The following is a 25,866-nucleotide window of genomic DNA, read 5'->3' as shown; positions in this document are numbered from 1 at the left end:
ACCGGAAGACATGACCACGGGGGCGGAAACATGAAGAGGACACTGGCGGCCGTAGTTGCCGCTGCCGTCATGGCGACGGGCGTGAGCGCCTGTACGTCGAGTGACGGAACCACCCGCGAGAAGCCGCGGCCGGAGGGGTCGGCGACGGCCGCAAGGACCGGCAAGGGCAACGTTCCCGTCACGGAATCACGGCCCCGGCCCTGCAAAGGTGGTACGTACACCTGGTTCAACACCCAGCGTCGGTGGGTGCTCAACGGGGTCACCGAGCCCCAGCACTTCACCGGCGCCAAGGGCGCCGAGTTCACCGTGCCGATGCGCCGCCTCCGGACGGACATGGCGTCCGTCCGGACCGAAGGGACCGGCGGGACCTCGCAGGACGACGCCGTGCTGCTCGCGCTCGGCGTTCACCTCGGTCTCGCGGAGAAGGGGGACGAGACGTCGGGGCTGGCCGAACCGGGGGAGTATGCGCCGGTCGACAAGGCCGGTGGTGAATACAGCGGGGCAGCCGGTCACCTCGTGGAGTTCAGCTCGCTACAGCTGATCGAGACCGATTTCCGCCACTCCTGCGGTCGTGGCAGGCAGCGGCAACATACCGTCGGGCACGTGGTGAACTGGACCTCCTCGGGAGGCGGAGACATCGCATGTGAGACGCCGCTGCCCGAGCAGGCATCGGCAGCGGCCCGCGAAGCCGTGCGCCTGTCATGTCACGGCTAACACCTGCCCGGGAAGCCGCAACGGCGTCAGCCCCGTACCATGGGGAGTAGCCGTGGCGTGTCCGCCCGGCGGGCGTACGAGGACTTGAGACCGACTAAGACGCCTGATCCCACGATCCGAGAGAAGCGCAAGCCACCCATGCCCACGCGCCACGACATCCGTAACGTAGCCATCGTCGCCCACGTCGACCACGGCAAGACCACGCTGGTCGATGCCATGCTCAAGCAGGCCGGCGCCTTCGCCGCGCACGCCGCCGAGCACCTCGACGACCGCATGATGGACTCGAACGACCTGGAGCGTGAGAAGGGCATCACGATCCTCGCCAAGAACACGGCGGTGAAGTATCACCCCAAGGACGGCGGGGACCCGATCACGATCAACATCATCGACACCCCCGGCCACGCCGACTTCGGCGGCGAGGTCGAGCGCGGTTTGTCGATGGTGGACGCGGTCGTGCTGCTCGTCGACGCTTCCGAGGGCCCGCTCCCGCAGACCCGCTTCGTGCTGCGCAAGGCGCTCGCCGCGAAGATGCCGGTGATCCTCTGCATCAACAAGACGGACCGCCCCGACTCCCGGATCGCCGAGGTCGTCGACGAGACGTACGACCTGTTCCTGGACCTGGACGCGGACGAGGACCAGATCGAGTTCCCGATCGTCTACGCCTGCGCCCGTGACGGCGTCGCCTCGCTGACCAAGCCCGAGGACGGCACCGTCCCGGCCGACAGCGAGAACCTGGAGCCGTTCTTCAGCACGATCCTGTCGCACGTCCCGGCCCCGGAGTACGACGACGAGGCGCCGCTGCAGGCCCACGTCACCAACCTGGACGCCGACAACTTCCTCGGCCGTATCGCGCTCTGCCGTGTCGAGCAGGGCGAGCTGCGCAAGGGCCAGACCGTCACCTGGATCAAGCGTGACGGCACGATGTCCAACGTTCGCATCACCGAGCTCATGATGACCGAGGCGCTCACCCGCAAGCCGGCCGAGAAGGCGGGCCCGGGCGACATCTGCGCGATCGCCGGTATCCCGGACATCATGATCGGCGAGACGCTGGCCGACCCCGAGAACCCGATCGCGCTGCCGCTGATCACGGTCGACGAGCCGGCCATCTCGATGACCATCGGGACGAACACCTCGCCGCTCGTCGGCAAGGGCGGCAAGGGCCACAAGGTCACTGCCCGCCAGGTGAAGGACCGCCTCGACCGCGAGCTGATCGGTAACGTCTCGCTCCGCGTCCTGGACACCGAGCGCCCCGACGCCTGGGAGGTCCAGGGCCGCGGTGAGCTCGCGCTGGCCATCCTCGTCGAGCAGATGCGCCGTGAGGGCTTCGAGCTCACGGTCGGCAAGCCGGAGGTCGTCACCAAGCAGGTCGACGGCAAGACGCACGAGCCGATCGAGCGCATGACGATCGACTCCCCCGAGGAGCACCTCGGTGCGATCACGCAGCTGATGGCGACCCGCAAGGGCCGCATGGAGACGATGACGAACCACGGTTCGGGCTGGGTCCGCATGGAGTGGATCGTCCCGTCCCGCGGTCTGATCGGCTTCCGTACGGAGTTCCTGACGCAGACCCGTGGTACGGGCATCGCGCACTCCATCTTCGAGGGCCACGAGCCGTGGTTCGGCGAGCTGCGCACCCGCCACAACGGTTCGCTGGTCGCGGACCGCTCGGGTTCGGTGACCCCGTTCGCGATGGTCAACCTGCAGGAGCGCGGTGTCATCTTCACCGAGGCCGGCACCGAGGTCTACGAGGGCATGATCGTCGGCGAGAACTCCCGCGCCGACGACATGGACGTGAACATCACCAAGGAGAAGAAGCTCACCAACATGCGTGCGGCCTCCGCCGACACCACGGAGAACGTGGTGCCCGCCCGGAAGCTGTCGCTCGAGCAGTCCCTGGAGTTCTGCCGCGAGGACGAGTGCATCGAGGTGACCCCGGAGACCGTGCGTATCCGTAAGGTCGTCCTGGACCAGAAGGAGCGCGGCCGCACCGCGTCGCGCGCCAAGCGCTGATCTCGCACGACCCATTGACACCAGGCCCGGGCCCCCGCAGACACTGTGGGGGCCCGGGTTTTTCGTCAACCCGTTTTCCTGTCCGAGGTGTCCGGATATCGTGCGTCGCTCTCCGGAACATGTGTTAACGGTCCGTTTCGCGGGTGTCTGTCTGGGATCGCTTTGTCCGGATTTCGGTCAACCATGCCTGGTCGATGTTGTCAAACCGAGACCCTTTAAGTGTGGTTTACAGCCCGGGCGTACTTAATAGTTGGCTCCATTGAGCTCGGGTCAATGGGTCACGCACTGTGGGGAGTGCCGACTCACGAGCACACTCGAGGCACTGAAACGATCACCGTCAGGGGTGTCGGTGTATCACGCCAGTGCCTTTCTTGTAGTCAAAAGTGGACTCATGAGGAGGAAACCCATGCGTGGTGCCAAGAGCGCCAAGTGGGTCGCGGGAGCGGCCATCATCGCCCTGGCTGCGACCGCCTGTGGTGGCGGCAGCGACAGTGGCAAGGGTAAGGACGATGGCGCCAAGGGTGCTGTCAACGCCAACGGCATCTTCTCCGTCGAGGTCGGCGAGCCGCAGAACCCGCTGCAGCCGGCGAACACGATGGAGTCGAACGGCAGCATCGTCACCGACGCGATCTTCTCGCAGCTGGTCGACTACGACCCGGCCGGCAAGCTCGTGATGGTCAACGCCGAGTCTGTCGACACCAAGGACAGCAAGCTCTGGACCGTCAAGCTCAAGAAGGACTGGAAGTTCCACGACGGAACGCCGGTCACCGCCGAGTCCTACGTCAAGGCGTGGAACTGGGCCGCGAACATCAAGAACGCCCAGACCAACGCGTCCTGGTTCGCGGACATCAAGGGCTTCGGCGACGTCCACCCCGAGGACGAGAAGGCCAAGCCCAAGGGCGACGCCATGTCGGGCCTGAAGGTCGTCGACGACTACACCTTCACCATCGAGCTCAACGCCCCGCTGCCGTACTTCGCGTACAAGCTCGGCTACACGGTCTTCTCGCCGCTGCCCGAGTCCTTCTACGCGGACCCGAAGGCCGCCGGTGAGAAGCCGGTCGGCAACGGCGCGTACAAGTTCGTCAGCTGGGACCACAAGAAGCAGATCAAGGTCGTCCGCTACGACGACTACAAGGGTCCGGACAAGGCGAAGAACGGTGGTGTGATCTTCAAGAACTACACCACCCTCGAGACCGCCTACGAGGACCTGAAGTCCGGCAACGTCGACGTGCTGCGCCAGATCGCGCCGAAGGACCTCCCGGTCTACCGGTCCGACCTCGGTGACCGCGCGGTGGACAAGCCGTACTCCGCGATCCAGACGCTCGGTGTCGCCATGTACACCAAGCAGTGGAAGAACACCGACCCGAAGGTCCTGCAGGGCCTGTCGATGGCGATCGACCGCGACACCATCACCAAGACGGTGCTCCAGGGCACCCGCGAGCCGGCCACGGGCTGGGTCGCCAAGGGTGTTCTCGGCTACCAGCCGAACGTCGCGGGTGACGTCACCACGTACAACCCGACGAAGGCCAAGGCTCTCATCAAGGAGGGCGGCGGTGTTCCGGGTAACAAGATCTACATCCAGTTCAACGCCGACGGCGGTCACAAGGAATGGGTCGAGGCTGTCTGCAACAGCATCACCCAGGCGACCGGCGTCGCGTGCGCCGGCGACTCGAAGGCCGACTTCCAGGCCGACCTGGACGCCCGTGACGCCAAGCAGGTCAAGTCGTTCTACCGCGGCGGCTGGGTGCTCGACTACCCGGTGAACGCGAACTTCATCAGCGACCTGTTCCGTACGGGGGCGGCCGGTAACAACGGCTTCTTCTCCAACAAGGACCTCGACAAGAAGATCAAGGCCGCGGACTCCGCCGCCACGCTCGACGAGTCGGTCAAGGGGTACCAGGAGATCGAGAAGGAGCTGGTCAACTTCATGCCGACCATCCCGCTCTGGTACTACAAGGTCAACGCCGGTTACTCGGAGAAGGTCCAGAACGTCCAGTACGCCCAGGACGGCGACCCGATCCTGACTGAAGTTCAGGTCAAGAAGTAACCACCGACGTAGTCCGCGGGCCGGTGCGGGACCGACACTGACATCGGTCCCGGACCAGCCTGCACGCCGTGGCCGGGGGGCCCTTTCCCGTCACCGACGACCCCACAGGGGCTCGGTGACGGGGGAGGGCCCGTCGGCTGCCGCTTGCCACTTACATGGAGGCACCATGGGGCGCTATGTCGCACGACGACTGCTCCAGATGATCCCGGTCTTCATCGGGACAACCCTGCTCATCTTCCTGATGGTCTACACACTGCCCGGCGACCCCGTGCGGGGACTCTTCGGAGACAAGGGTGCTGACCCTGCCACCCTGGCCGCCATGCGGCACCAACTGGGGCTGGATCAGCCGATCCTGCAGCAGTACTGGAATTACATGACAGGCATCGTCCTGCATTTTGATTTCGGCACTCAGATAGCCAGCGGTCGTCCGGTCACGGACGTACTCGGTGACGCGTTCCCCGTCACCCTGCGACTGGCCGCCATGGCGTTCCTCATCGAGATCGTTCTCGGTATCGGCCTCGGCATGGTCGCCGGGCTGCGTGCAGGCCGTCTCGCGGACAACGCGGTCCTGGTCGTGACGCTGCTGATCATCTCGATCCCGGTCTTCGTCCTCGGCTTCATCGTCAAGTCGGTGTTCGCGTTCCAGCTCGGCTGGATCGCCCCGAACGTCTCGAACGAGGCGACGTGGAGCGAGCTGATAGCACCGGCCGTCGTGCTCGGATCGCTCTCCCTCGCCTACGTGGCGCGACTGACGCGTACGACGATGGCCGAGAACCTGCGGTCGGACTACATGCGTACTGCCGTGGCCAAGGGACTTCCCAAGCGCCGCATCGTCGGTGTGCACCTGATGCGCAACTCGCTGATCCCCGTCGTCACCTTCCTCGGTACGGACCTGGGTGCCCTGATGGGCGGCGCGGTCGTGACCGAGGGCCTGTTCAACGTGAAGGGCATCGGCGGCACCATCTACGAGTCGATCGTCCGTCGCGAGGGCACCACCCTGGTGGGCCTGGTCACCGTCCTGGTGCTGGTCTACCTCTTCATGAGCCTGCTCGTCGACCTGCTGTACGCGGTCCTGGACCCGAGGATCCGTTATGCCTGACGTGATCAAGACCGCACCCGCGACCGAAGACCCGAAGACCGCAGTGGCGGAGCCGGTGGCCGTCAAGGCCGAGAAGGCCCGCAGCCTCTGGGGCGACGCGTGGGTCGACCTCCGCTCCAACTGGTACTTCGTCATCTCGTCCGTCCTCATCGTGATCCTGCTCGTGATGACGGCGTTCCCGGGGCTGTTCACCGGCGTCTCGCCCACCTTCAGTGACCTGGCGCACCACTTCCTCGGCAAGCCCGAGCTCGGCAAGGTCGGTTCGGCCGAGTGGCTGGGTTACGACGGCCAGGGCCGCAGTGTCTACGCGCGTGTAATCTACGGCGCCCGGGCCTCGGTGACCGTCGGTATCTCCGTCACCCTGCTGGTGACCGTGTTCGGTGGCCTGATCGGCATGGTGGGCGGCTACTTCGGTGGCTGGGTCGACGCGCTCCTGTCCGGGTTCACCAACATCTTCCTCGGACTGCCCTTCCTGCTCGGCGCCATGGTGGTCCTGCAGGCGTTCACCGACCGCACCGTCTGGAGCGTCACCCTCGCCCTCGCGTTCCTCGGCTGGACGCAGATCGCGCGTGTCATGCGCGGTGCCGTGATCACCATCAAGCAGGCGGACTACGTCCAGGCGGCCAGAGCTCTGGGCGCGACCACGTCCCGGATCCTGTTCAAGCACATCCTGCCGAACGCCATGGCCCCGGTGATCGTCGTCGCGACCATCTCGCTGGGTGTCTACATCTCGGCCGAGGCCACCCTGTCCTACCTGGGTCTGGGGCTCGCCGACCCGGCGATCTCATGGGGTGGCGACATCTCCGCCGGCGCCAGCCAGATCCGGGTAGCGCCGCACATCCTGCTCTACCCGTCGATCATGCTCAGCATCACCGTTCTGGCGTTCATCATGCTCGGCGAAGCCGTCCGCAACGCCCTCGATCCGAAGTCGCGATAAGGAGGGCGTACGTGACTACCATCGACAAGACCGCCGAAGTCCCGTCCCCGCGCTCGGGTGACGACCACGTCGGCCCGCTGCTCGAAGTCCGTGACCTGCACGTGGAGTTCCACACGCGTGACGGTGTGGTCAAGGCCGTCAACGGCGTGAACTACAGCGTGAACGCAGGGGAGACGCTCGCCGTTCTCGGTGAGTCCGGCTCCGGCAAGTCCGTGACGGCGCAGGCCATCATGGGCATCCTCGACATGCCGCCGGGCAAGATCCCCCAGGGGGAGATCCTCTTCCGCGGCCAGGACATGCTGAAGATGTCCTACGAGGAGCGCCGGCAGATCCGTGGCCAGAAGATCGCGATGATCTTCCAGGACGCGCTCTCCTCGCTGAACCCGGTCCTCACCGTCGGCTACCAGCTCGGCGAGATGTTCCGGGTCCACCAGGGCATGTCCAAGAAGGACGCGCAGGCCAAGGCCATCGACCTGATGGACCAGGTCAAGATCCCGGCCGCCAAGGCCCGCGTCTCGGACTACCCGCACCAGTTCTCCGGCGGTATGCGTCAGCGCATCATGATCGCCATGGCGCTGGCCCTGGAGCCGGACCTGATCATCGCGGACGAGCCGACCACCGCGCTCGACGTGACCGTGCAGGCCCAGGTGATGGACCTCCTCGCGGAGCTCCAGCGCGAGTACAACATGGGTCTCATCCTGATCACCCACGACCTCGGCGTCGTCGCCGACGTCGCGGACAAGATCGCCGTGATGTACGCGGGCCGGATCGTCGAGACCTCCCCGGTCCACGAGATCTACAAGCGCCCGGCACACCCGTACACCAAGGGTCTGCTGGAGTCGATCCCGCGGCTGGACCAGAAGGGCCAGGAGCTCTTCGCGATCAAGGGCCTGCCGCCCAACCTGCTCCGTGTGCCCACGGGTTGTGCCTTCAACCCGCGCTGCACCATGGCACAGGACATCTGCCGTACGGACATCCCGGCCCTGCGCCCGGTGACCGAGCAGGACGGCACCGAGCTGGTCGGCCGCGGCAGCGCCTGCCACTTCTGGAAGGAGACGATCCATGGCTGACATCAACAAGGAGCCCGTGGACGCCACCCCGAACGTCACCGAAGTGGAGACGGTCGACGCGGCCACCGAGGCGGAGGCCGTTGCCGCCATCGAGGCGCCGGTGTCGCAGGGCGAGCCGATCCTCCAGGTCCGCAACCTGGTCAAGCACTTCCCGCTGACCCAGGGCATCCTGTTCAAGAAGCAGGTCGGTGCGGTCAAGGCCGTGGACGGAATCTCGTTCGACCTGTACCAGGGCGAGACGCTCGGCATCGTGGGTGAGTCCGGCTGTGGCAAGTCCACGGTCGCCAAGCTCCTGATGACGCTGGAGCGGGCCACCGCCGGTGAGGTCTTCTACAAGGGTCAGGACATCACCAAGCTGTCCGGCCGCGCGCTGAAGGCCGTGCGCCGGAACATCCAGATGGTGTTCCAGGACCCGTACACCTCGCTCAACCCGCGGATGACGGTCGGCGACATCATCGGGGAGACCTTCGAGATCCACCCCGAGGTGGCCCCCAAGGGCGACCGGCGCCGCAAGGTGCAGGACCTCCTGGATGTCGTGGGTCTCAACCCGGAGTACATCAACCGCTACCCGCACCAGTTCTCCGGCGGTCAGCGCCAGCGCATCGGCATCGCCCGCGGCCTCGCGCTCAACCCGGAGATCATCATCTGCGACGAGCCGGTCTCCGCGCTCGACGTGTCGGTGCAGGCCCAGGTCATCAACCTGATGGAGAAGCTGCAGGACGAGTTCAACCTCTCCTACCTCTTCATCGCGCACGACCTGTCGATCGTCCGGCACATCTCGGACCGGGTCGGCGTCATGTACCTCGGCAAGATGGCCGAGATCGGTACGGACACGCAGATCTACGACCACCCGACGCACCCCTACACCCAGGCGCTGCTGTCGGCGGTCCCGGTTCCGGACCCGGAGGCCCGTGAGGGCCGCGAGCGGATCATCCTCACCGGTGACGTCCCCTCGCCGGCGAACCCGCCGTCCGGCTGCCGCTTCCGCACCCGCTGCTGGAAGGCCCAGGACAAGTGCGCGACGGAGGTGCCGCTGCTGGCGATCCCCGAGCGCTTCAAGTCCTCGGACACCCAGGCCGCGCACGAGTCGGCGTGCCACTTCGCCGAGGAGAAGGACGTCGTGCACGCGGCGTAGTTCTGCTCGTAGGCGCAGTCACGAAGGCGCCCGGAACCGATCGGTTCCGGGCGCCTTTCCCATGTCCCGGGGACCGGGCTCGCAGGTGGCTCGGGTCAATGGGCCGACGTGCTCGGTTCCTCGGGCCGAAGAGGCCGGGCGGACGACGGACCGATCGGATCCGTCTCCGCCCGGCCGTCTCCGGGCGAGGGCAGGGGTGTCAGCCCCCGGCCTTGGGGTTCTCGGTGTTCTTCCCGGCCGGGCTCGGCGTGCCCTGGGCCGTACGCGCCCGCGGGACGGACGACACGGTGCCGGGGCCCTCCGGGTGGTGGCAGGCCGTCAGATGGCCGTCCCGGCTGCCCTCGATGCGAACCAGCGGCGGCGTCTCGCTCGCGCACTTGTCGGTCGCCTTCCAGCAGCGGGTGCGGAACCGGCAGCCCGACGGCGGGTCGACCGGAGACGGCACGTCGCCGGTCAGCCGGATCCGCTCACGGGCCGGTACGTCGTCGGCGGTCGCCTCGGGTACGGCGGAGAGCAGCGCCTTCGTGTACGGGTGGCGCGGGTTGCCGTACAGATCGTCCCGGTCGGCGATCTCCACGATCCGGCCGAGATACATCACCGCGACGCGCTGCGAGAAGTGACGCACGACGGCGAGGTCGTGCGCGATGAACAGGAACGCGATGCCCAGTTCCTTCTGCAGCTTCTGCAGCAGGTTCACCACCTGCGCCTGGATCGACACGTCCAGCGCCGAGACCGGCTCGTCGGCGACGATCAGCTTCGGCTCCAGGGCGAGCGCCCGGGCCACCCCGATGCGCTGGCGTTGACCGCCGGAGAACTCGTGCGGGAAGCGGTTGTAGTGTTCCGGGTTGAGCCCCACGGTCTCCAGCAGTTCGCGTACGCGCGCCTCGCGGCCGCCGGCCGGGTCGATGCCGTTGATCTCCATCGGTCCGGCGACGATCTTGCCGACGGTCTGCCGCGGGTTCAGCGAGGCGTACGGGTCCTGGAAGATCATCTGGATCTCGGAGCGGACCGGCGCCAGCTCGCGCCGCGAGGCATGGGTGATGTCCTGCCCGCGGTACGAGATCTTGCCGCCGGTCGGCTCCAGCAGTCGGGTGACCAGCCGGCCCGTCGTCGACTTGCCGCAGCCGGACTCGCCGACCAGGCCCAGGCTCTCGCCCTCGGAGACCGTGAAGTCCAGTCCGTCCACGGCCTGAACCGCGCCGACGGTCCGCCGGATCGGGAAGCCGCCCCTGATCGGGAAGTGCTTGGTGAGTCCGGCGACGTCCAGGAGGGGATCGGTGCTGCTCATAGTGGGGAAGTCCCGTCTCTTGTACGTCAGTTGGGCCGGGTGCCGGCGAAGTCGGCGAAGAACTCGGTGCGCTGCTCCGCGGTGAGGTGGCAGGCGGCCCCGCGCCCGGCCACCAGCTCCAGCGGGGGCTGGTCGGTCGCGCAGCGCCCGCCGCCGACCTGCTCGGTGAACGAGCACCGTGGGTGGAACCGGCAGCCGGTCGGCGGGTTGAGGAGGCTCGGAGGGGTGCCGGGGATCGGCGACAGCGGTACGTCCACCGGTCCCTCGAGGGTCGGCATCGACCCCAGCAGGCCCCAGGTGTACGGGTGCTGGGGCGCCCGCAACACCTCCTTCTTGGTGCCGCGCTCCACACACCGCCCGCCGTACATCACCAGCACGTCGTCCGCGATGTCGGCGATGACGCCGAGGTCGTGGGTGATGAAGATGATCGACGTGCCGGTCTCCTGCTGGAGCTCCTTGAGCAGGTCGATGATCTGGGCCTGCACGGTGACGTCCAGCGCGGTGGTGGGCTCGTCGGCGATCAGCAGCTCCGGGTCGCAGACCAGCGCCATGGCGATCATCGCGCGCTGGCGCATACCGCCGGAGAACTGGTGCGGATAGTCGTCGACCCGCAGATCGGGCTGCGGGATGCCCACCTTGGTGAGCATCTCGATCGCCCGGGCCCGGCTCTCCCGCTTGGAGGCGCCGGTGTGCTTGCGGTACGTCTCGGAGATCTGCATCCCGATGGTGTGGTACGGCGACAGGGAGGCCAGTGCGTCCTGGAAGATCATGGCCATCTTGTTGCCGCGCAGCCGCTCCAGCTCCCGCTCCGAGGCGGTGAGCAGGTCCTGCCCGTCGAGCAGGATCTCCCCCTCGATCTCGGTGTGCTCGGGGTGGTGCAGGCCGAGGATCGTCAGGTTGGTGACGGACTTGCCGGAACCGGACTCGCCGACGATGCCGAGCGTGCGGCCCCGTTCGACGTCGAACGACAGCCCGTCGACGGCCCTGACCATGCCGTCATCGGTGGAGAAGTGCACGCGCAGATCGCGTACGGAGAGGAAGGGGGTGCTCACTGGATCTCTCCCTAGGCGAGGCGGACGCGTGGATCGATGAGGGCGTAGACGGCGTCGACGATGATGTTGAAGACGACGATCGCTGCTGCCGCGACCAGGACGACGCCGAGCAGCAGCGGCAGGTCGTTGTCGAGGACGGCCTTGATGGAGAGTGCGCCGATACCGTGCAGTCCGAAGGTCTTCTCGGTGATGATCGCGCCGCCGAGGAGCAGGCCGAGGTCCAGTCCGAAGATGGTGACGATCGGCCCCATGGCGCCGCGCCAGGCGAACCGGAAGAAGACGGTACGCCGGGACAGGCCCTTGGCGCGTGCCGTGCGCACATAGTCCTCGCTCAGCGTCTCGACGAGCTGGGAGCGGGCCATGCGTGTGTAGTTGGCGGTGAAGATGAGCGCCAGGACGAACCACGGCAGCAGCAGTCCCTGGAACCAGCCGGCCGGGTCCTCGGTGAAGGGGACGTCCTTGGGCCGGCTGAGGATGTGCCACTGGTCCGCCAGGTAGTACATGGCGACGACACCGACGATGTAGATCTGCATCGACGAGAAGATGAGGGAGGCCGAGGAGGCCACCTTGTCGACCGCTTTGCCCTGCCGGACCGCGGCCAGCATGCCGGTGCCCACACCGAAGATCACGAAGATGACGGCGCTGCCCACCGAGAGGGAGAGGGTCGTCGGGAAGCGGTCGATGATCGTGCCCAGGACCGGCTCACGGTTGTGGAAGGAGTACCCGAGGCACGGCGCGGGGCAGTGTCCGAAGGCGGTGTAGTCCCGGCCGACGAAGACGGCTCGCAGCCAGTGCCAGTACTGCACGGGCAGCGGGTCGGAGATGCCGAGGTTGCGCTTTACCAGTGCCAGCGTCTCGGGCGTGCACACCTTGCCGCAGGCAACGCGGGCCGGGTCGCGGGGTGCGACGTAGAAGAGGACGAAAGTGATGGCACTGATGATCAGCAGGATGACCAGTGCGCCGATTGCCCGGCGGATGAGGAAGCGGAACATGGCGATGGGTTTCCCTGGCAGACGCCGACGAGGGGGAGGGGAGCGGGGCGCCGCAGGGGCGCCCCGCCTCGGGAGTGTGGACGTCAGGCCTTCACGAACAGCTTGTAGAAGACGGCCGAGGACCACAGCGGGTGGAACATGGCGCCGCCGACCTTCGAGCCGTACAGGTAGAAGCGGCGCTGGAACGTCTCGGGGATGATCGGCGCCTCCTCCGTCATGATCCGCTTGTCCAGCGCTGCCCAGGCCTTGCCGGCCGCGGCCGGGTCGGCGATGGTGACGTTCTTCTTGATGGCCGCGTCGACCCAGTCGACCTTCAGCTGCGAGATGTTGTTGGAGCCGTTGGCGATGGTGCCGCCGTCGAACAGCGGCTGCACCAGCGTGTAGCCGGTCGGCCAGTCCGGGGACCAGCCGAACCACATCACGTCGAACTTGTTGTCGATCTGCTGGACCTGGTCGTAGTAGCTGGTCGAGTCCAACGGCTTGATGACCGGGTCGAAGCCCGCCGCCTTGAGGGCGTTCTCGATGACGACCTTGGTCTTGTCGTAGGTGTTGCTCTGCGGGAAGGCGTAGACGACCTTCTGGCCCTCCTTGCCTGCCTCCTTCAGCAGCTTCTTGGCCGCCTCGGGGTCGCCCTGCGGCTTCTTCAGCTTGCCGTAGACGTCGTCGTGGGCGTAGCCGAGGATGTCCGGGCTGAGGATGGACGTCGCGTAGTCACCGGCCGACGGGCCACCGTAGATCTTGCGGATCTGCTCCAGCGGCCAGGCGTGGATGAGTGCCTGACGCACCTTCAGGTCGGTGATCCGCTTGGTGTTGATGGCGTAGTAGTAGATGCCGGTCAACAGGCCGTTGAAGGTGCGCTTCTTCAGCTCGGGGTCGGTCAGCACCTTCTGGATGCGCTCGGCCGGGACACCGCTGTACGCCATGACCGCGTACTGGTCGTCGCCGTCGTCGGCGATCATACGGTCCGTCGCCGGGAGCGATTCCGGACCGAACTCGTAGACGAAGCTGTCCGGGTAGGCGTTACGGATCGAGTCCGTGTTCGGGTCCCAGTGCGGGTTGCGCACCAGCGTCATCGACTTGTCGACGGCGTGGCTCTTGACGCGGTACGGACCGCAGGAGACCGGGTCCTTGTCGTACCTCTCCTTGCTGTCGCCCTTGACCGGGACGGCACCGTAGGAACTCATCGCAAGGGTGAAGTTGAAGTCCGGACGGGCCTCGGCGAGCTTGAAGGTGATGGTCTTCGCCGCGGTGTCGGTGACGACCGAGTCGAGGTGCTTGCCGCTGAACGGGCCCTTGTACTTCGACCGGAAGTCGGTGCTGCCGGTCAGTGCGGTCTGGGCGTACCCGGCACCCTCGGTGGTGAAGCTGGCGAAGCCGCGCTCGATGCCGTGGCGCACGTCCTCGACGGTGAGCTCCTTGCCGTCCTCCCACTTCAGACCGTCCTTCAGCGTGAAGGTCCAGGTCTTTCCGCCGTCGCCGATGGTGCCGGCGTCGGTGGCGAGGTCACCGACGAGCTTCATCGAGCCGTCCGGCGCGATCCTGTAGCCGGTCAGGCAGCGGATGAAGAGGTCACCGACCGCGGAGTTCCAGGAGAAGTAGATGCGCTGCGGGTCGAGGTGGGAGAAGTCGTCCGGGGCGATGCCGCGGATCGTGCCACCCTTCTTCGCCCCCTCGACCTCGGGTGCGGGACCGGTGGAGTCCTCCTTGGTGCCGACGACGACGGCACCGGTGTACTTGTCGGCACCGCCGTGCCCGCCACCCTTGTCGCCCTTGCCGGCCGTGCTGCCGCTGCTGCAGGCGGAGAGGACCATCGAGCCACCGGCCGCGACCGACGTGGCGATGACGAAGTTTCTGCGGGAAAGGGACATGGCTTCCTGCCCTGGTCGATGGAGAGAAACGATGGATCCGGCGGGCCCCGTCGCCCGGTCGGAGGACGTACGGTTCAGCGCTTGGTCTTCGGGTCCAGTGCGTCACGCACCGAGTCGCCCAGGAGGTTGAAGGCGATCACGAAGATCACCATCGTGACGCCGGGGAAGAGCATGAACGTGATGTCGCTCTGGTAGACGTCCGATCCACGCTGGATCATCACGCCCCAGTCGGGTGTCGGGGAGGTGAGCCCGACACCGAGGAAGGCGAGGCCCGCCTCGGCCGTGACGTATGCGGGCAGCGCGAGCGTCGCCTGGATGAGGATCGGCGTCCAGAGGTTGGGGAGCAGTTCCTTGAAGATGATCCGCGCCGGCGATGCGCCGGTGACCTTGGCCGCCTCGATGAACTCGCGCTCGCGCAGGGCGAGTACCTCACCGCGCAGCAGACGCGCGATGGACGCCCAGCCGAAGGCGGTCATCACCGAGATGAGACTGACGACGGTCAGCCAGACCGGGGTGTTCTCCTCCGGCGAGACCAGGATCGAGATCATCACCGGCCAGAAGGCGATGAAGAAGAGCGTGGAGGGGAAAGCCAGCAGGATGTCGATGACCCGGCCGACGAGGTAGTCGGTCTTCCCGCCGAGATAGCCCGCCGTGATGCCGACGGCGATTCCGATGGCCGTCACCAGCAGCGTCGTGGCCGCCGCGATGAGCAGCGAGTTACGCATGGCGTAGAGCAGGAACGTGAAGACGTCCCGGCCGAGTCCGGGCTCGACACCGAACCAGAAGTCGCTGCTGATACCGCCGTTGGGCAGGACCGGGGAGCCGAAGTCGTCGAGCAGACTCGTGTCGTTCTGGCCGTACGTCGTGTACGGATCCTTGCCGTACAGCTTGGCGATCAGCGGGGCGCAGAGGGCCACCACGAAGAAGGCGATGACCACGTAGGCCGAAATCATGCCGGTGCGGTCGCGCTTGAAGCGCCGCCAGGCCAACTTTCCCGGTGAACGGCCCTCGCCGCCCTTGGGAGCCGAAGGATCCGGCGTCGACAGCGACTTCGCATCCACCACCTCAAGAGGAGCGGTTGTGTGCGGGGTTGGAATCGTCATGGTGCTCCTGGCCCGAGGGTCGAAGGACTCCGCAGGGCAACACCTACGGGCTACTCGGACTTTTTCAACGCAATTCACGGAGGGTCAATGAATGTCCGGTCGACTTGAGGTGCTCTTTGGAAGTTTGACGGATGCATGACCAGTGGTTGCCCTTCGATTTGCTGTTCCTTGACCTAATCGAAAGGATGTTCGGCACATGCGAGGAGGAACCCGGCAATGAGTCCGATATGCGGGCGGCGGCGTCTCGGAATTCGTACATCCGCCCAATCGGATGCTCGGGTGATGCGCGTTCGATGCGTGGCCGTTATCAGTCCGCTGCTCACCGGAATGCGCCCGCGGCGATCCCGCGGCGCTCGGATGGGTGGTGTAAATGTGCGGAAGGTATGCGATCAGGTGATATTTGACTCCACGTGAGACGGAGCTCGATGAGGAGGCATTCCATGCGCGGAGCCACACAGGCCAAGTGGGCCGCATGTGCCGTGACCGTCGCCCTGGCGGCGACGGCCTGCGGTGGCGGCGGCGGGGGCGGTGGCGGTGGTGGCGGTGGTGGCGCCAATGGGATCGTCAGCTCCTCGTGGGGTGACCCGCAGAACCCGCTGGAGCCCGCCAATACCAACGAGGTGCAGGGCGGCAAGGTCCTCGACATGGTCTTCCGGGGGCTGAAGAAGTACGACCCGAAGACCGGTGCGGCGACGAACATGCTCGCCCAGAAGATCGCCACCACCGATTCGCAGAACTTCACCATCACGGTGAAGGACGGCTGGACCTTCAGCAACGGCGAGAAGGTCACCGCGAAGTCCTTCGTGGACGCCTGGAATTACGGCGCCCTGCTGAAGAACAATCAGAAGAACGCCTACTTCTTCGGATACATCGACGGTTACGACAAGGTCCACCCCGACACGGGCAGTGCCAGCGCGGCGAAGCTCTCCGGCCTCAAGATCGTCGACCCGATGACCTTCACGGTGAAGCTGTCGCAGAAGTTCTCGCTCTGGCCGGACACCCTCGGCTACCCGGCCTTCGCCCCGTTGCCGCAGACCTTCTTCACCGACCATGCGGGCTGGCTCGCCAAGCCCGTCGGCAACGGTCCGTACACCATCGACAAGTACACCAAGGGCTCCTCGATGAGCCTGCGCAAGTGGGACAAGTACCCCGGTGACGACAAGGCGCAGAACGGCGGCATCGACCTCAAGGTCTACACCGACAACAACACCGCGTACACCGATCTGATCGCGGGCAACCTCGACCTCGTCGACGACGTACCGGCCTCGCAGCTGAAGAACGTCAAGGCGGACCTCGGCGACCGGTACATCAACACCCCGGCCGGCATCATCCAGACCCTCGCCTTCCCCTTCTACGACAAGAAGTGGGACACCCCCGGCGGCATCAAGGTCCGCCAGGGCCTTTCGATGGCGATCAACCGCGACCAGATCACCGACCAGATCTTCCAGAAGACCCGCACCCCCGCCTCCGACTGGACGTCCCCGGTCCTCGGCGCGGACGGCGGCTTCAAGGAGGGGCTGTGCGGGGCCCCGTGCGAATACGACGCGGCGAACGCCAAGAAGCTGATCCAGGAGGGCGGCGGCATCCCCGGCGGCCAGCTGAAGATCTCGTACAACGCGGACACCGGCTCGCACAAGGAGTGGGTCGACGCCGTCTGCAACAGCATCAACAAGGCGATGGGGAACAACAAGGCCTGCGTCGGCTCCCCGGTCGGCACCTTCGCCGACTTCCGCAGCCAGGTCTCCCAGCAGAAGCTCACGGGCGCCTGGCGCGCGGGCTGGCAGATGGACTACCCGCTGATCCAGAACTTCCTGCAGCCCCTCTACTACACCAACGCCTCGTCCAACGACGGCAAGTGGAGCAACAAGAAGTTCGACTCCCTGGTCGACAAGGCCAACGCCGAGTCGGACAAGGCCAAGGCCGTCTCCACCTTCCAGGACGCGGAGAAGGTCCTCGCCGAGCAGATGCCGGTCATCCCGCTCTGGTACCAGAACGGCAGTGCCGGCTACTCGGAGCGGATCACCGACGTCGCGCTGAACCAGTTCAGCGTTCCGGTGTACGAGCAGATCAAGGTCAAGTAACCCCGCAGGGCCGGATGGCCGGTGCGCTGTGCCGCACCGGCCATCCGGCTTCCCCATCCCCGCGACACCGACCCCCGCGACCTCCGGAGTCTTCATGGGACGTTATGTGATCCGGCGGCTGCTGCAGATGATTCCGGTCTTCTTCGGCACCACGCTGCTGATCTTCCTCATGGTGAACGTGATGGGCGACCCCATCGCGGGTCTCTGCGGCGACCGCCAGTGCGATCCGGCGACCGCCGCCCAGCTCCGCTCGGAATTCGGCCTCGATAAGCCGGTCTGGCAGCAGTACGCCACCTACATGGGCAATGTCTTCACCGGCGACTTCGGCACCGCGTTCAACGGCCAGAAGGTCACCGAGCTGATGGGCACCGCCTTCCCCATCACCATCCGGCTCACCATCGTCGCGATCGTCTTCGAGGTCGTCATCGGCATCACCCTCGGCGTCATCACCGGTCTGCGCCGCGGCCGGCCCGTCGACACCACGGTGCTGATCCTGACCCTGGTCGTCATCTCCATCCCGACCTTCGTCACCGGTCTGCTGCTCCAGCTCCTCCTCGGCGTGGAGTGGGGCGTCATCAAACCGTCCGTCTCCCCGGAGGCGCCGTTCAACGAGCTCATCGTCCCCGGACTCGTCCTCGCCTCGGTGTCCCTGGCGTACGTCACCCGGCTCACCCGGACCTCGATCGCCGAGAACGCCCGCGCCGACTACGTCCGTACCGCCACCGCCAAGGGCCTCCCCAGGCGCCGGGTCGTCCTCCGGCACCTGCTGCGCAACTCGCTGATCCCCGTCGTGACCTTCATCGGTACGGACGTGGGCGCCCTGATGGGCGGGGCGATCGTCACGGAGCGCATCTTCAACATCCACGGCGTCGGCTACCAGCTCTACCAGGGCATCCTGCGCCAGAACTCCCAGACCGTCGTCGGGTTCGTCACCGTCCTGGTCCTCGTCTTCCTCGCGGCCAACCTGATCGTCGACCTCTTGTACGCCGTACTCGACCCGAGGATCCGCTATGCCTGAGCAGACGCCGGACGAAGCGATCTCCCCGGGCGGGGCAGGAGCCGCGATGGATCTCGCGCTGGCGCAAGGGGAGACGCTGGAGAAGACGCCGGGCGGCCCCGAGGGCACCGGACCTGCCGAGAAGCCCCGCAGTCTCTGGTCCGACGCCTGGCGCGACCTGCGCCGCAACCCGGTCTTCATCATCTCCGCCCTGATCATCCTCTTCCTGGTGATCATCTCGATCTGGCCGTCGCTGATCGCGGACCAGGACCCTCTCAACTGTGACCTGGGCAAGGCTCAGGAGGGCTCCCAGCCCGGCCACCCGTTCGGCTTCGACGGTCAGGGCTGCGACGTCTACACCCGTACCGTCTACGGGGCCAGGACATCGGTCACCGTGGGCGTCTGCGCGACCGTCGGGGTCTCGATCCTCGGCGGCATCCTGGGCGGGCTGGCCGGTTTCTTCGGCGGCTGGTGGGACTCGTTCCTGTCCCGTATCACCGACATCTTCTTCGGAATCCCGGTCGTCCTCGGCGGCCTGGTCTTCCTCTCCGTGGTGACCAGCTCGACCGTCTGGCCGGTGATCGGATTCATCGTGCTGCTGGGCTGGCCGCAGATCGCCCGTATCGCCCGTGGCTCGGTCATCACCGCCAAGCAGAACGACTACGTCCAGGCGGCCCGCGCGCTCGGCGCCTCCAACTCCCGGATGATGCTCCGCCACATCGCCCCCAATGCGGTCGCCCCCGTGATCGTCGTCGCGACCATCGCCCTGGGCACGTACATCTCTCTGGAGGCGACGCTCTCGTTCCTCGGCGTCGGTCTGAAACCGCCGGCGGTCTCCTGGGGCATCGACATCTCGGCCGCCTCCCAGTACATCCGCAACGCCCCGCACATGCTGCTCTGGCCCGCCGGAGCACTGGCGATCACCGTGCTCGCGTTCATCATGCTCGGCGACGCGGTGCGCGACGCCCTCGACCCCAAGCTGCGCTGAGGAGCCCGTTGCCATGTTGCTCGAAGTGCGCGATCTGCACGTGGAGTTCCACACCAGAGACGGGGTGGCCAAAGCCGTCAACGGGGTCAACTACTCGGTGGCCGAGGGCGAGACGCTCGCCGTCCTCGGCGAGTCCGGCTCCGGCAAGTCGGTCACGGCACAGGCGATCATGGGCATTCTGGACATGCCGCCGGGGAAGATCAGCAGCGGCGAGATCATCTTCAAGGGCCGCGATCTGCTGAAGCTCAAGGCCGACGAGCGCCGGAAGATCCGCGGCCAGGAGATGGCCATGATCTTCCAGGACGCCCTGTCGTCCCTCAACCCCGTGCTCAGCGTGGGGGACCAGCTCGGCGAGATGTTCGTCGTGCACCGGGGGATGTCCCGCAAGGACGCCAGGCTGAAGGCCATCGAGCTGATGGACCGGGTCCGCATCCCCGCCGCGAAGGAACGCGTCGGGAACTACCCGCACCAGTTCTCCGGCGGTATGCGTCAGCGCATCATGATCGCCATGGCGATGGCACTGGAACCGTCGCTGATCATCGCGGACGAACCCACCACCGCCCTCGATGTGACCGTCCAGGCCCAGGTGATGGACCTGCTCGCCGAGCTCCAGCGCGAGCTCAACATGGGACTCATCCTGATCACCCACGACCTGGGCGTGGTCGCGGACGTCGCCGACTACATCGCCGTGATGTACGCGGGCCGGATCGTGGAGTCGGCCCCGGTCCACGAGATCTACAAGGCTCCCGCGCATCCGTACACCAAGGGCCTCCTCCAGTCGATCCCACGGCTGGACCAGAAGGGCCAGGAGCTGTACGCGATCAAGGGGCTGCCGCCCAACCTGCTGCACATCCCGCCCGGCTGCGCGTTCAACCCGCGTTGCCCGCTGGCCCAGGACATCTGCCGTGGCGAGGTACCGCCTCTGTTCGAGGTGGCCCAGCACCGTGAGAGCGCCTGCTACTTCTGGAAGGAGACGCTCGATGAACGCTGAGCAGGGGAGCATCCGCGCGGGCGGCGAACCCATTCTGGAGGTCCGCGACCTCGTCAAGCACTATCCGCTGACCCAGGGCATCCTGTTCAAGAAGCAGGTCGGTGCGGTCAAGGCGGTCGACGGCGTCTCCTTCCGGCTGGCCGCGGGCGAGACCCTCGGCATCGTGGGGGAGTCGGGCTGCGGCAAGTCGACCGTCGCCAGGATGCTCGTCCATCTGGAACAGCCGACGGCCGGCTCGATCGAGTACAAGGGCGAGGACATCACCAAGCTGTCCGGCCGCGCGCTGAAGGCCGTGCGCCGGAACATCCAGATGGTGTTCCAGGACCCGTACACCTCGCTCAACCCGCGGATGACGGTCGGCGACATCATCGGGGAGCCGTACGAGATCCACCCCGAGGTGGCCCCCAAGGGTGACCGGCGCCGCAAGGTGCAGGACCTCCTGGATGTCGTCGGCCTCAACCCGGAGTACATCAACCGCTATCCGCACCAGTTCTCCGGCGGTCAGCGCCAGCGCATCGGCATCGCCCGCGGCCTCGCGCTCAACCCGGAGATCATCGTCGCCGACGAACCGGTCTCCGCGCTCGACGTCTCCGTGCAGGCCCAGGTCATCAACCTGCTCGACCGGCTGCAGGCGGAGTTCAAGCTGAGTTACGTCTTCATCGCGCACGACCTGTCCATCGTCCGGCACATCTCGGACCGGGTCGGCGTGATGTATCTGGGCCGATTCGCGGAGATCGGTACGGACGAGCAGATCTACGACCACCCCACGCACCCGTACACCCAGGCGCTGCTGTCGGCGGTCCCGGTGCCCGACCCGATGGCGCGCGAGCACCGGGAGCGGATCATCCTGCACGGTGACGTGCCGTCGCCGGCCAACCCGCCGTCCGGCTGCCGCTTCCGCACCCGCTGCTGGAAGGCCCAGGAGCGGTGCGAGCTGGAGGTGCCGCTGCTCGCGGTCCCCGCGGTCTTCCGGCTGACGGACACCCCGGCCCACCACGACTCGGCGTGCCACTTCGCGGAGGAGAAGCAGGTGGTGCCTCCCGGCGGGGAGCCCGCCGAGGAGCCGGAAGGACCGGAGGACAGGCCCGAGGGGCCCGAAGCGCCGGGGGAGCCGGGCGCCGGCCCCCGCATTCGTTAACGCATGGGCAACTCGACTGTCGCACGTCCGATATACGAACGCGCCAGCATGAACCGCGTACGGCCGTGCGGGTGCCGTGAACCGGCCGGGAGGGCCTTCAAGTCCCCCCGGCCGGTTGCCCGTCGATCACGGTCCCCGCGCTGTCGGACCGAGCGGCCGGAGCTACTCGATCAGCCCCAGCGACCGCTTCAGGAAGTCCACCTGCAGCAGGAGCAGATTCTCCGCGACCTGCTCCTGCGGAGTCATGTGCGTCACCCCGCTGAGCGGCAGCACCTCGTGCGGCCGCCCGGCCGAGAGCAGCGCCGACGAAAGCCGCAGGGAGTGCGCGACCACCACGTTGTCGTCCGCCAGGCCGTGGATGATCATCATCGGCCGGACCTGGTCCGCGGCCTCGGACAACCCTTCGTCGGTGAGCAGCGAGTTGTGCGCGTACACCTCGGGCTGTGTCGTCGGGTCACCGAGATAGCGCTCGGTGTAGTGGGTGTCGTACAGCCGCTGGTCGGTCACCGGAGCACCCACGACCGCCGCGTGGAAGACGTCGGGCCGCCGCAGTACGGCCATGCCCGCGAGGTATCCGCCGTACGACCAGCCGCGGATCGCCACCTTGGAGAGATCCAGCGGGAACCTTTCGGCGAGTGCGTGCACCGCCTCCACCTGGTCGTCCAGGGTGAGGACCAGGTTGTCCCTGATCGCCTTCTCCCAGGCGGGGGAGCGCCCCGGGGAGCCGCGGCCGTCCGCGACGACCACCGCGAAGCCCTGGTCGGCGAACCATTGCGAGGTGAGGTGCGGATTGTGCGCGGCGACGACCCGACGGCCGTGCGGTCCACCGTACGGATCCATCAGGACGGGAAGCGGACCGTCCGACTCCTGATAGTCGGTGGGGAGCAGCACGGCGCACGGAATCCGGTGTGCGCCCCCCTCGGTGAGCTGCACCCGCGGCGACAGAACCGGCTCCTCCGCATACGTCGCGACGGTGGCGATCTGCTTGCCGTCCCGCAGCACCCGCACCGCTGCGCCGGGCCGCTCCAGCGAGGTGGAGACCAGCACGGTCACCCCGCCCGCCCGGACCGCCGAGTGCACTCCCGCCCCCTCGGAGACCCGCTCCACGCCCAGCTCGTTGACCCGGTACACATGGCTCTCGCCGATCTCCGGCTCCGCGGCCTCCTCGCCCGCCGACGCCGTCACCAGGACATCCGATTCACCGATGTCCAGGACCGCCAGGATCTGCAACTGCGCCCCGGTCAGCGGCCGGTCGCCGACCGAGAGCACCCGCGCCCCGCCCTCGTCCACGATCCGCACCAGCCGCCCGTCCGGCGCCCACGCGGGCACCCCGGCGAAGAGGTCCAGCCACACCGGGTCCTCGTCGACATGGACCGTCCGCGTCGTACCGCTCTCCGGGTCCACCGCGAGGAAGAGCTGACTGCGCTGGTCGCGGGCCTGGACAAGGATCAGCGGGGCACCCTGGGACGACCAGTGCACCTGTGCCAGATACGGATAGCGCGACCGGTCCCACACCACTTCGGTGCGGGCGCCGTCCAGCCCCAGCACCAGCAGCCGCACGTCGGCGTTGGGAGTCCCCGCCGCCGGGTACGCGACCTCGGCGGGCTTGCGGTCCGGGTGTGCCGGGTCGGCGATCCACCACCGCTTCACCGCGCTGTCGTCGACCCGGGCGACCAGCAGCCGGTCCGACTCCGGCGACCACCAGAACCCGCGCGAGCGCTGCATCTCCTCGGCCGCGATGAACTCCGCGAGACCGTACGAGATGTGCGCCTCCTCCGGCTCCGCGAGCGCCCGGTCCCCGTCGCCCTCCGCCCCCACGACCCGCAGCGCGCCCTTCGACACGTACGCGACATGGCGCCCGTCGGGCGACGGCCGGGGGTCGAGGACCGGACCGGGTACCGGCAGCGCGCGCGTCGAACCGGCCCGCAGCTCCGCGACGTACACCTTCCCGGAGAGCGCGAACGCCGCCAACTCGGCCGCCGAGTCCACCGCGTAGCCGACGATCCCAGAGGACCCCTCACGGCTCCGCTCGCGCCTCGCCCGCTCCTGCGCCGAGAGCTTCTCCGCCGAACCGCCCAGCAGCGTCCCGGGGTCGGCGACGACCCGCTCCTGCGGCGTGCCGTCGGCGGCCAGGTCCAGCACCCACAGCTTGTTGGACCGGTCCGTGCCGGAGGCCGACCGCAGGAAGATCACCCGCTCCCCGTCCGGCGAGACGGTGAACGCACGGGGAGCGCCGAGGGTGAACCGCTGAGTCCTGGCGTGCTGTCGGGGAAACGAAAGCTTCTGCAAGGTCATAACCCCGAACCCTAGGGCCTGATGGGGCTCCGGCACCCGGTCCCGGCAGGGCACCCGACCACCCGGTCGTGCGCCCCTCGTGCTGCTGTGCCCCGATCAATGCGGTGGCACGGATAGTTATGATCCGTAGCGCTCGGTGGGTAAGAACCTGCTGGCTCCATGCGTGCTGCCTGTCCCCGACCGTACTGATGGAGGTGAACCGCCGTGGCACTCTCGATTTCGGCGGTGGTGCTGCTGGCGATCGTCGTCTTCCTGCTGATCCGGAAATCCGGACTGAAGGGCGGACATGCGGTGGTCTGCATGCTGCTCGGTTTCTATCTCGCCAGTTCGTCCATCGCGCCCACCATCTCGGAACTGACCACGAATGTGGCCGGCATGATCGGGGGCATCAAGTTCTGACCCGGGGCCCGGGCCGCCCGCCACGGTCGGACCGTGGGCCGGTCGGCTCGTAGGGTGGGTCCCATGACGGACCTTCCCGCCCGTCGTCTGCTCCTGGTGCACGCGCACCCCGACGACGAGTCGATCAACAACGGCGCCACCATGGCCCTGTACGCGGCCCAGGGCGCCCAGGTCACCCTGGTGACCTGCACGCTCGGCGAGGAGGGCGAGGTCATCCCGCCCGAGCTCGCGCACCTCGTGGCCGACCGGGACGACACCCTGGGCACCCATCGCATCGGTGAACTGGCCGCCGCGATGAAGGAGCTCGGGGTCACCGACCACCGGTTCCTCGGCGGACCCGGCCGGTTCCGTGACTCCGGAATGATGGGCGCCGAGCAGAACCACCGGCCCGGCGCCTTCTGGGACACGGACGTCGACGACGCCGCCGCGTACCTCGTGGAGGTGATCCGCTCGGTACGGCCCCAGGTCCTCGTCACGTACGACCCCGACGGCGGCTACGGGCACCCCGACCACATCCAGGCGCACCGCGTCGCGATGCGCGCAGCGGATCTCGCGGCCGATCCCGCCTACCGCACCGGGCCCGACGCCCCGCAGGGACCCCCTGGCGCCTCGCCGCACACCATCGACAAGATCTACTGGAACCGGGTGCCGCGCACTGTCGCCGAGCAGGCCTTCGCACGGCTGCGCGCCACGGCCCCCGACGCCTTCCCGGGGATCGCCGCGATCGACGACGTACCGGGTGTGGTGAACGACACGCAGATCACCACGGAGATCGACGGCGCGGCCCACGTGGCGGCCAAGACGGCGGCGATGCGGGCACATAGCACCCAGATCGCCGTTGATGGTCCTTTCTTCGCCCTTTCGAACGATCTGGGACAGCCTGTCTTCACCACCGAGTACTACGAGTTGGTACGCGGGGCCTCCGGGGCGCCCGAGGGTGTACGGGAACACGATCTCTTCGCGGGCGTACCGGGCGTACCGGGCGCACCGGAAGCACAGTCGGGAGCACGTCCATGAGCAACGGCAGGCAGCGCCCGCCCCGCACCGGTACCCCGCCCGGAGAGCCCGCCCCCACCGGCCTCGCCGCACCCCTGAACCCCGGCCGCATCGGCGCCTACCTGGGCCTCGCGGTCCTCGGTGTGCTCGTCGGAATCGCCGGAGCGTTCGTCCAAGCCGCCTGGTTCCCCGGTGGTTTGCTGCTGGCCCTGGTGGCCGCCGCCGGAGTGTTCTACGGCGGCCGGCTGCTCACCGGCACCCAGATCGGGGCCCTGGCGCCTGCCGCGGGCTGGCTGGTTTCGGTCGTGGTTCTGCTCGGCGGACGGCCGGAGGGCGACTACCTCTTCGGCGACGAACTGGGCCTCACCCTCTTCATGCTGGGCGGGATGGCGATCGCTGTGATGTGTGCCACCATGTCGCGGTCACCCCAACAAGGCGCCGACAGCGGTCGACCTGGCAAGTAATGTGCCACGTCCGATCCCGTAATGCCCCCTGTTCGTCCGGGGGGTGCGCCGTCGTCTCCCCCGGTCGCGGGGTGTCCGGCGGCGGCGGCCAGTATGGTGGTTCGCGCGCCGAGCCGTCCCCTGGCCTGCGGCATGGGGGAAGTACGGGCGGCGGAGCCAATCGGGAGAACCTGCTTTGAGTCGTGAAACTGACAGTTCGTCC

At 67.3% G+C, this 25,866-nt stretch carries 21 protein-coding genes; 15 read left to right on the top strand and 6 right to left on the bottom strand.

Annotated elements, in window-relative coordinates; genetic code table 11:
* The first annotated feature begins 30 nt into the window (after positions 1-30).
* The 7 genes from OG963_RS18180 (at position 31) to OG963_RS18150 (ending at position 9,012) form a co-directional block, all read left to right on the top strand.
* Entirely contained in the window at positions 31-714 is a 684-nt protein-coding gene (locus OG963_RS18180) for a hypothetical protein (RefSeq protein ID WP_319330252.1), read from the top strand.
* Positions 715-852: 138 nt separating this feature from the next.
* The gene (gene typA, locus OG963_RS18175) at positions 853-2,724 is read left to right on the top strand and encodes a translational GTPase TypA (protein ID WP_093772835.1); all 1,872 of its coding nucleotides are present in this window, start codon (positions 853-855) and stop codon (positions 2,722-2,724) included.
* A gap of 406 nt (positions 2,725-3,130) precedes the next feature.
* Positions 3,131-4,771 carry an ABC transporter substrate-binding protein gene (locus OG963_RS18170; RefSeq protein WP_030915215.1) on the top strand — a complete coding sequence of 547 codons (1,641 nt, stop codon included), beginning with the start codon at positions 3,131-3,133 and terminating at the stop codon, positions 4,769-4,771.
* 166 nt (positions 4,772-4,937) lie between these two features.
* Positions 4,938-5,870 carry an ABC transporter permease gene (locus OG963_RS18165; protein WP_030915217.1) on the top strand — a complete coding sequence of 311 codons (933 nt, stop codon included), beginning with the start codon at positions 4,938-4,940 and terminating at the stop codon, positions 5,868-5,870.
* The gene (locus OG963_RS18160) at positions 5,863-6,807 is read left to right on the top strand and encodes an ABC transporter permease (RefSeq protein WP_030915220.1); all 945 of its coding nucleotides are present in this window, start codon (positions 5,863-5,865) and stop codon (positions 6,805-6,807) included. The genes OG963_RS18165 and OG963_RS18160 overlap by 8 nt, the downstream gene beginning before the upstream one ends.
* An 11-nt stretch (positions 6,808-6,818) precedes the next feature.
* The gene (locus OG963_RS18155) at positions 6,819-7,877 is read left to right on the top strand and encodes an ABC transporter ATP-binding protein (RefSeq protein ID WP_030915222.1); all 1,059 of its coding nucleotides are present in this window, start codon (positions 6,819-6,821) and stop codon (positions 7,875-7,877) included.
* A complete protein-coding gene (locus OG963_RS18150; RefSeq protein WP_093929450.1) occupies positions 7,870-9,012 on the top strand; it encodes an ABC transporter ATP-binding protein in 1,143 nt (380 codons plus the stop codon). Before OG963_RS18155 ends, OG963_RS18150 begins: the two co-directional genes overlap by 8 nt.
* A gap of 199 nt (positions 9,013-9,211) precedes the next feature.
* Here the strand turns inward: OG963_RS18150 and OG963_RS18145 are convergent, their stop codons facing one another.
* The 5 genes from OG963_RS18145 to OG963_RS18125 all read right to left on the bottom strand — a co-directional run bounded on the left by OG963_RS18145 (position 9,212) and on the right by OG963_RS18125 (position 15,315).
* A complete protein-coding gene (locus tag OG963_RS18145) occupies positions 9,212-10,300 on the bottom strand; it encodes an ABC transporter ATP-binding protein (protein ID WP_093772831.1) in 1,089 nt (362 codons plus the stop codon).
* Positions 10,301-10,326: 26 nt separating this feature from the next.
* The gene (locus OG963_RS18140) at positions 10,327-11,292 is read right to left on the bottom strand and encodes an ABC transporter ATP-binding protein (RefSeq protein WP_234322008.1); all 966 of its coding nucleotides are present in this window, start codon (positions 11,290-11,292) and stop codon (positions 10,327-10,329) included.
* A 71-nt stretch (positions 11,293-11,363) separates the two neighbouring features.
* Complete coding sequence (locus tag OG963_RS18135; protein ID WP_030915235.1) at positions 11,364-12,344, bottom strand: ABC transporter permease; 981 nt, start codon at positions 12,342-12,344, stop codon at positions 11,364-11,366.
* Positions 12,345-12,427: 83 nt separating this feature from the next.
* Positions 12,428-14,212, bottom strand: a complete 1,785-nt coding sequence (locus OG963_RS18130) for an ABC transporter substrate-binding protein (protein WP_030915238.1) — start codon at positions 14,210-14,212, stop codon at positions 12,428-12,430.
* A 74-nt stretch (positions 14,213-14,286) separates the two neighbouring features.
* A complete protein-coding gene (locus OG963_RS18125; protein ID WP_176902143.1) occupies positions 14,287-15,315 on the bottom strand; it encodes an ABC transporter permease in 1,029 nt (342 codons plus the stop codon).
* Positions 15,316-15,755: 440 nt separating this feature from the next.
* Between OG963_RS18125 and OG963_RS18120 the strand changes: the two genes are divergently transcribed.
* The 5 genes from OG963_RS18120 (at position 15,756) to OG963_RS18100 (ending at position 21,510) form a co-directional block, all read left to right on the top strand.
* Entirely contained in the window at positions 15,756-17,396 is a 1,641-nt protein-coding gene (locus tag OG963_RS18120; protein WP_093772829.1) for an ABC transporter substrate-binding protein, read from the top strand.
* 94 nt (positions 17,397-17,490) lie between these two features.
* On the top strand, positions 17,491-18,414 hold the full coding sequence (locus tag OG963_RS18115; RefSeq protein ID WP_030915247.1) for an ABC transporter permease: 924 nt from the start codon (positions 17,491-17,493) through the stop codon (positions 18,412-18,414).
* Positions 18,407-19,381: an ABC transporter permease gene (locus OG963_RS18110; protein WP_030915250.1), complete on the top strand. Its 975-nt coding sequence runs from the start codon at positions 18,407-18,409 to the stop codon at positions 19,379-19,381. Before OG963_RS18115 ends, OG963_RS18110 begins: the two co-directional genes overlap by 8 nt.
* 13 nt (positions 19,382-19,394) lie before the next feature.
* The gene (locus OG963_RS18105) at positions 19,395-20,372 is read left to right on the top strand and encodes an ABC transporter ATP-binding protein (protein WP_030915253.1); all 978 of its coding nucleotides are present in this window, start codon (positions 19,395-19,397) and stop codon (positions 20,370-20,372) included.
* Complete coding sequence (locus OG963_RS18100; protein WP_371799240.1) at positions 20,362-21,510, top strand: ABC transporter ATP-binding protein; 1,149 nt, start codon at positions 20,362-20,364, stop codon at positions 21,508-21,510. Before OG963_RS18105 ends, OG963_RS18100 begins: the two co-directional genes overlap by 11 nt.
* 162 nt (positions 21,511-21,672) lie before the next feature.
* Here the strand turns inward: OG963_RS18100 and OG963_RS18095 are convergent, their stop codons facing one another.
* Positions 21,673-23,805, bottom strand: coding sequence for a prolyl oligopeptidase family serine peptidase (locus OG963_RS18095; RefSeq protein ID WP_371799239.1), 2,133 nt, complete (start codon positions 23,803-23,805; stop codon positions 21,673-21,675).
* Positions 23,806-24,009: 204 nt separating this feature from the next.
* Between OG963_RS18095 and OG963_RS18090 the strand changes: the two genes are divergently transcribed.
* The 3 genes from OG963_RS18090 to OG963_RS18080 all read left to right on the top strand — a co-directional run bounded on the left by OG963_RS18090 (position 24,010) and on the right by OG963_RS18080 (position 25,664).
* Positions 24,010-24,204 carry a hypothetical protein gene (locus OG963_RS18090; protein ID WP_030915260.1) on the top strand — a complete coding sequence of 65 codons (195 nt, stop codon included), beginning with the start codon at positions 24,010-24,012 and terminating at the stop codon, positions 24,202-24,204.
* 63 nt (positions 24,205-24,267) lie between these two features.
* On the top strand, positions 24,268-25,221 hold the full coding sequence (mshB, locus tag OG963_RS18085; protein WP_093929446.1) for an N-acetyl-1-D-myo-inositol-2-amino-2-deoxy-alpha-D-glucopyranoside deacetylase: 954 nt from the start codon (positions 24,268-24,270) through the stop codon (positions 25,219-25,221).
* On the top strand, positions 25,218-25,664 hold the full coding sequence (locus tag OG963_RS18080) for a DUF6113 family protein (RefSeq protein WP_319328717.1): 447 nt from the start codon (positions 25,218-25,220) through the stop codon (positions 25,662-25,664). The genes mshB and OG963_RS18080 overlap by 4 nt, the downstream gene beginning before the upstream one ends.
* Positions 25,665-25,866: the final 202 nt, after the last annotated feature.

The sequence above is a fragment of the Streptomyces sp. NBC_01707 genome (assembly GCF_041438805.1).
Classification (GTDB): Bacteria; Actinomycetota; Actinomycetes; order Streptomycetales; family Streptomycetaceae; genus Streptomyces.
This window is presented reverse-complemented; position numbering and strand designations above follow the sequence as displayed.

Bases quoted from the DNA above. Each gene is read 5' to 3' on its own strand.
- OG963_RS18180 (WP_319330252.1), top strand. From the start codon at position 31: ATGAAGAGGACACTGGCGGCCGTAGTTGCCGCTGCCGTCATGGCGACG.
- typA (WP_093772835.1), top strand. From the start codon at position 853: ATGCCCACGCGCCACGACATCCGTAACGTAGCCATCGTCGCCCACGTC.
- OG963_RS18170 (WP_030915215.1), top strand. From the start codon at position 3,131: ATGCGTGGTGCCAAGAGCGCCAAGTGGGTCGCGGGAGCGGCCATCATC.
- OG963_RS18165 (WP_030915217.1), top strand. From the start codon at position 4,938: ATGGGGCGCTATGTCGCACGACGACTGCTCCAGATGATCCCGGTCTTC.
- OG963_RS18160 (WP_030915220.1), top strand. From the start codon at position 5,863: ATGCCTGACGTGATCAAGACCGCACCCGCGACCGAAGACCCGAAGACC.
- OG963_RS18150 (WP_093929450.1), top strand. From the start codon at position 7,870: ATGGCTGACATCAACAAGGAGCCCGTGGACGCCACCCCGAACGTCACC.
- OG963_RS18145 (WP_093772831.1), bottom strand. From the start codon at position 10,300: ATGAGCAGCACCGATCCCCTCCTGGACGTCGCCGGACTCACCAAGCAC.
- OG963_RS18140 (WP_234322008.1), bottom strand. From the start codon at position 11,292: ATGGTCAGGGCCGTCGACGGGCTGTCGTTCGACGTCGAACGGGGCCGC.
- OG963_RS18135 (WP_030915235.1), bottom strand. From the start codon at position 12,344: ATGTTCCGCTTCCTCATCCGCCGGGCAATCGGCGCACTGGTCATCCTG.
- OG963_RS18130 (WP_030915238.1), bottom strand. From the start codon at position 14,212: ATGTCCCTTTCCCGCAGAAACTTCGTCATCGCCACGTCGGTCGCGGCC.
- OG963_RS18125 (WP_176902143.1), bottom strand. From the start codon at position 15,315: ATGACGATTCCAACCCCGCACACAACCGCTCCTCTTGAGGTGGTGGAT.
- OG963_RS18120 (WP_093772829.1), top strand. From the start codon at position 15,756: ATGCGCGGAGCCACACAGGCCAAGTGGGCCGCATGTGCCGTGACCGTC.
- OG963_RS18115 (WP_030915247.1), top strand. From the start codon at position 17,491: ATGGGACGTTATGTGATCCGGCGGCTGCTGCAGATGATTCCGGTCTTC.
- OG963_RS18110 (WP_030915250.1), top strand. From the start codon at position 18,407: ATGCCTGAGCAGACGCCGGACGAAGCGATCTCCCCGGGCGGGGCAGGA.
- OG963_RS18105 (WP_030915253.1), top strand. From the start codon at position 19,395: ATGTTGCTCGAAGTGCGCGATCTGCACGTGGAGTTCCACACCAGAGAC.
- OG963_RS18100 (WP_371799240.1), top strand. From the start codon at position 20,362: ATGAACGCTGAGCAGGGGAGCATCCGCGCGGGCGGCGAACCCATTCTG.
- OG963_RS18095 (WP_371799239.1), bottom strand. From the start codon at position 23,805: ATGACCTTGCAGAAGCTTTCGTTTCCCCGACAGCACGCCAGGACTCAG.
- mshB (WP_093929446.1), top strand. From the start codon at position 24,268: ATGACGGACCTTCCCGCCCGTCGTCTGCTCCTGGTGCACGCGCACCCC.
- OG963_RS18080 (WP_319328717.1), top strand. From the start codon at position 25,218: ATGAGCAACGGCAGGCAGCGCCCGCCCCGCACCGGTACCCCGCCCGGA.